Genomic DNA, 5,782 nt, shown 5'->3' with positions numbered 1-5,782 from the left:
GTTGTGATAGCCACCGGCTAGCGATGCATCCCAGAGCAATGCGTCATTCGTTGCTACATAATCTCCCTTTACACCACTACCAACATTAGAAAGTGTAAATCCATATTTTACTGCTAAGTAGGTCTCAACCTTACGCCTATCATCTTCGGACAAATCTTTTGGGATAATAATAACTTCAGCCGTATAATTGTTAGAAAATGTACCACTATTGGATACCACTGCAATTCGATTGGCGCCTAAGAAATAATCTCTAAAACGCTGCCCTCTATTTTGTCCAGTAAATTGCGCTGACCCCACAATTACTCCATTTTCGAATGCTTTCACCGCCGTATTATTGTTTTCCCCATAACTTCGAATGCTAAATAATCGGAAATTTGTATTATAGGTTGAGAATGGGAGTCCGTTTACCCCATTGATATCACTATTATTTCTGTACCTATAAGTACTTCCATTCGAATCGAATTGAAAAGAAGTAAGATCTATATCTCCAGAGGTTGTGGAGTGATTATGAAAAACAGCCCCAAGGTTGGTATTAGAATTTAATTTTACAACAATAAAAAAATTGAATTCGGAGGTATATTCATCGGTACCTAGGTCGACTCGTAAATAATCGTTTACACCATCGAAGTGAACGGAGGGATTATAATTGATATTACTTACTGTAAATTTTGGTTGTTTTCCTTGCGTGACTTGGCTAACATCTTTTGCAAAAGGAGATTGATCTTGCCATGTTCCGATAGAACCATTTGGCACTGTAGAGGATGTTCCATTGTTGGCCTTAATCCAAAAAGTAGTAGAATCTGACAAACCACCTGGAGTTTGCGCTCCAGCTACATGAGCTAAACTAGCAAAATAACACCAAAAAATAAGGCGCATGATTTTTATTTCAGGGAGAGTCTCTATAGGATTTTGAGAAGACTTAATAAGTTTGCTCATTGTTTTAAACATAGCAGAGGGTTTTATGGATACTAGTAAAGTTACGACATTTAAATGCCTGAAAAACAAAGCGTGGTTAACAAGTGGATAACATTTTAAAATTCAAATCAAAACCTGATAAAAAGTAATTTCTCTTGAATTGTTCAGAACTAGTCACTTTTTCTGCCAGCGATAGGAATGACAACCCACAGGGGGATGCCGTACTGAAACTTAGGCTTTGCAGGTGATAACCTGTGAAAGACTTTAGTTGAAGGGGGCAACCACCGCGGATTATAATGGATAGCGCGCCCGGGCAGCCTAAAAAAACATAAAATCTAAAGGGCTAGGTAATAAAAGCGAAACAATCACTTTACATCCCTACTAAAATTATTATCTTCATCGCTTCTAAAACACGCATAAAATCAAGATATGAAATTCAACGTTACTGAATTCTTTAAACGCAACTGGGTACATTTTTTCGCCCTTGGTTTATTTTTCATTATCACCCTAGGTTACTTCTCTCCTCAATTTGGAGGCAATGGATTGAAACAACACGATATTGAACAGTTCATTGGTATGTCGCACGAAACCGTTGAATACAGAGCCGAAAACGGTGAAGAACCACTGTGGACGAACTCTATGTTCGGTGGAATGCCGACCTATCAAATTTCTACGGTATATGATGGGAACTTGATGACCAAAATAAAGCGTGCGCTTGGTTTTTGGATAGGATCTCCTGCAGGTATTTTCTTAACTTACCTCACAGGGTTCTACATTATGCTGTTGTGTTTTAGAACCAATAAATGGGTAGCTATTTTAGGAGCTTTGGCCTTTGCCTTCTCCTCTTACTACATCATTATTCTGCAAGCCGGTCACAACTCTAAAGCGGTAGCCATTGCCTTAGCACCGCCCGTTATAGGAGCCTTTTACATGGCTTTCCGCAACAATTTAAAGTGGGGTATTTTACTCTCAGCCCTATTCATGGGGATGGAAATTTCTGCCAACCACTTACAAATTACCTATTACTTAGGCATTGTATTGCTCTTTATGGGTATTGTTGAATTGGTACGTGCCTTTGGTAAAGAATCGAACTTTAAGCGCTTCGGTTTAGCTACTGTTGGAATCTTGGTTGCTTATGGATTTGCCCTTGGAATTAACTATGGTAACATCACCTTTACGAACGACTACGCGAAGTACACGATTCGTGGAGAAAACGATATTAAAATTAACCCGGACGGAACTACGGCTGCCAAAAATCAGTCGAAAGGTTTAGACAAAGACTACATTACACAATGGAGTTATGGAATTGGAGAATCAATGACTTTGATTTCGCCTTATATTCATGGAGGTGGATCTGCTGTAATTGGGAACAGTCCGTTCAAAGATAAATTGAAAGAAAAGGAGTTCCGTTCTGACGCACCAGAACTGGCCAAGCAAATGATGTATTGGGGAGACCAACCCATTGTAACGGGTCCGGTTTACTTAGGTATCATCGTCGTATTCTTGGCATTATTAGCCTTGGTATTTGTTAAAGACAGAATGAAGTGGGCACTTTTGGCTGCCACAATTTTGTGTTTGATGCTTTCTTGGGGGAAAAACTACATGGGACTTACAGAGTTCTTTATCGATAACATTCCTGGATACAACAAGTTTAGAGCGGTAACCATTATTTTGGCCATCGTTGAGATTTGTGTACCTCTTTTAGGAGTATTGTTCTTGCAGAAGCTTGTCAACGAAAGAGAAGCGATCAAAGCGCAAATGAAAACCTTTTACATTGTTTCTGGAGCAAGTGCCTTGTTACTTTTAATCTTTGCTTTTGCAGGTACAGGAGACGATTACCTAAGCGAAAGAGAAAACGAATTCTTATACGGAATGGAAGCTAACGTGCGTTCGCAAATAGAAAGCATTCCGGTAGAACAAGCCAAACAACAATACGGGGTAAACTTAAACAATCCACAAGAGAAGAATGCATTTATACAAAATGTAGTAGCCAACCAAACCAAAAGTTTTGATGCGGTAGTAGCCTTTAGAGCGGATGTAGCAAAATCTAGTTACCTCAGATCATTTGGATTCTTATTGGTAGCAGCTCTATTGATTTTTGCTTTCTTGAAATACGATTTTAAAAAGGAATTATTAATTGGAGGTTTAGCGGTATTAATATTGGCGGACTTAATTCCAGTAGATAGAATTTACTTGAATGCTGAAAAAGAAGGAAGAGAGATGAAATTCTGGATGCCAGAATTTGAAAAAAGAAACCCTTTCTCCCCTACTACGGCAGATCAGCAAATCATGCAGAATGAGATTGCTCAAAATCCAGCGTTGAAAGCTATTATTGATGAAGCCGCTAACGCTGCAGAAGATAAAGACTTACGCAGAGAGAAAGGATATGCAAACTACATTGCAGGTAAGAAATTTGCGGCCTTAAATGCCAATACCAACTATAGAGTTTACGAACCAAGTGGTGGAACGAACTCATCGAGAGCTTCTTACTTCCACAAATCTTTAGGAGGATACCACGGAGCCAAGCTGAGAAACATACAAAACATCTATAACTTCCAATTATCACAAGGAAACTACAAGGTGTTTGACATGTTTAACGTGAAGTACTTCATACAAAGGAATCAGCAAACGGGTGACTACCAAGCGCAACCTAATCCAAATGCTTTAGGAAATGCCTGGTTTGTTACAGAGTTCCAAGTAGAAGAAACTCCAGAAGAAGAAATCAGAGCTTTGGGGAAAGAAGTTAAAATTAGCAACCAAGGAAATGGAACGTTGGTGGTGAACAACGAAGTAGTTAATGAAGCTTTGGTATACGGAGCCGAAAACATTACTTACGTCAACAACGGAGATTCTTTGGCTATTAATATTCAAAAAACCCTTCAAACAGGTCAGGCTTCAAGCTTTGTAGCAGACGTTAACGGAAGAGGAAATTGGGTACCTAACTTCACTTTAGAAGCAGATACAACAAATTCATTTGAAGTATTAGTAACACAAGAAGTAGTAGATAACTTTATGCCGAAAACAGAAGCTATTATCACTCCTTCTACCTACGAAAAAGTAAAAGGTAAAACCTTCAGTGGAAAAGGAAGTATTGAAATGACTTCTTACGCACCCAATGAGTTACGTTACGCGATCAACACGACAGGAGAGCAGTTTGCAGTGCTTTCTGAAGTATACTACCCTGATGGATGGAATGCTTATGTAGATGGAGAAAAGGTAGACATTGAAAAAACAAACTACTTGTTAAGAGGGGTTATTCTACCCGCAGGAGCTAAAGAATTGGTAATGAAATTTGAAGTACCAAGTTTTGGTACGGTGAATACTATTTCTTTTGTGTTGAGTTTAGGGTTGATTCTTTTGATTCTCGTACTGTTTATTTTAGAAAAAAGAAATGGAAAAGAGAATTCGTAGGATTTCTAAATTCATCAGTTCTGGGTTAGACGCCTTATTTTCCACAAAGAAACACATCGTATTTGGCTGTAGATCTGCAAAAGGTTACGCAGATAACTCCAAATACCTGTATGAATATTTTTTGGATCAAGGAGAAAAGGTATACTTCTTTACCAAAAAAAAGGAATTGATGGAGAAGATACCAGGCCACCCCTTGTATGCTTATCACTGGAAAACGCCATTTATTATGATGCGCGCAAAGGTGTTAGTGATGACCCATGGTGCGTTTGATTTCTTTCCCTACTTTTTTAAACCGAATAAAAAACGCTGGGTGCTGAATCTATTTCATGCTATACCTGTTAAAAAAATTGAAGCGGTTAACGGTGATAATCTCGGTGTTTGGGACAATTTTGTGGTTTCCTCTGAAATCGAAAAAGAGTTTACGGTACAAAACATGCAAATGGCCCCATCAAGCATTATTGTTGCCGGGCAGGCTAGAAATGATAAGTTAAAACGAAATAATTTTGACTTGCCTAAGGAAAAGAAGATACTCTTTGCTCCTACTTTTAGAGATACAAACATTACGCAATTGTTTCCTTTTAAGGACAAAGATTTAAAGGCACTGGACAAGCTTTTGAATCAACTCGACGTTTCTATAGCGGTCAGACTTCATATCAATGAAGAATCGGTTTACAAAAAGGAAGGTGTTTTCGAAGGATTAAAAAACATCTATTTTGAGGGAAGTAATATTTATCCCGATGTGAATGAGGTACTCTCTCATTACAGCGCTGTAATTACGGATTATTCAAGCGTATATTTAGACTTTTTACTCTTGGATAGACCTGTTGCATTTATTCCTTACGACTACGATGAATATGAAAAAATTAGAGGGTTTTCTTTCCCTTATTTTGAAAATACACCTGGACCAAAAATTTCAAAACAAAGCGAATTAGAAACCTTTATACAGGGAGTTGCCAAAAACAAAAATCCCTACCAAGAAGAAGCTCAAAAAATCAAACATAAATTCCATCAAGAAACTGACGGAAAGGTTTGTGAAAATTTATATACAATAATAAAAAAACATGCAAGATCTATTTAACGACAAAAAATACTGGGAAAAATACTACAAAGAACAAGGGAAGAAGTTTAATGCAAACCCGAGTTTATTCGCCAAATTCTTAGTGAAAGAAGGATACCTTAAAAAAGGAGATTCTCTTATTGAATTAGGGTGTGGTAATGGAAGAGATGCCTTGTATTTTGCTCAAAAAGGGTTGAATGTAAAAGCGATAGATCAATCTGAATTTACTACGAAAAACTTAAACGAAATAGAAGGAATTACTGCTGAAACAAATGACTTTACGCGTTTAGACGATTTGTCTGAAAAAGTGGATGTTATTTACTCAAGATTTACCTTACATTCAATTGACAAAAAAGGAGAAAAAAGGGTATTGAAATGGGCACAGCGCAACCTTAAACC

At 37.8% G+C, this 5,782-nt stretch carries 4 protein-coding genes; 3 read left to right on the top strand and 1 reads right to left on the bottom strand.

Features of this window, described 5'->3' with window-relative positions; genetic code table 11:
- A partial coding sequence (locus R3333_RS11940; protein ID WP_318959006.1) for a hypothetical protein occupies positions 1-876 on the bottom strand: 876 nt, incomplete at its 3' end.
- Positions 877-1,344: 468 nt separating this feature from the next.
- Between R3333_RS11940 and R3333_RS11935 the strand changes: the two genes are divergently transcribed.
- The 3 genes from R3333_RS11935 to R3333_RS11925 all read left to right on the top strand — a co-directional run.
- A complete protein-coding gene (locus R3333_RS11935; protein WP_318959005.1) occupies positions 1,345-4,326 on the top strand; it encodes a YfhO family protein in 2,982 nt (993 codons plus the stop codon).
- Entirely contained in the window at positions 4,307-5,404 is a 1,098-nt protein-coding gene (locus R3333_RS11930) for a CDP-glycerol glycerophosphotransferase family protein (RefSeq protein ID WP_318959004.1), read from the top strand. The genes R3333_RS11935 and R3333_RS11930 overlap by 20 nt, the downstream gene beginning before the upstream one ends.
- Positions 5,388-5,782 (top strand): class I SAM-dependent methyltransferase (locus R3333_RS11925; protein ID WP_318959003.1); only part of this gene is annotated, 395 nt, incomplete at its 3' end. The genes R3333_RS11930 and R3333_RS11925, both read left to right, overlap by 17 nt.

Source organism: Lishizhenia sp. (assembly GCF_033720595.1).
Taxonomy (GTDB): domain Bacteria; phylum Bacteroidota; class Bacteroidia; order Flavobacteriales_D; family Crocinitomicaceae; genus Lishizhenia.
Note: the sequence above shows the minus strand (reverse complement) of the source record. Positions and strands in the feature narration are given on the sequence as shown.

Coding starts and splice junctions, on each gene's coding strand:
- R3333_RS11935 (WP_318959005.1), top strand. CDS start 1,345: ATGAAATTCAACGTTACTGAATTCTTTAAACGCAACTGGGTACATTTT.
- R3333_RS11930 (WP_318959004.1), top strand. CDS start 4,307: ATGGAAAAGAGAATTCGTAGGATTTCTAAATTCATCAGTTCTGGGTTA.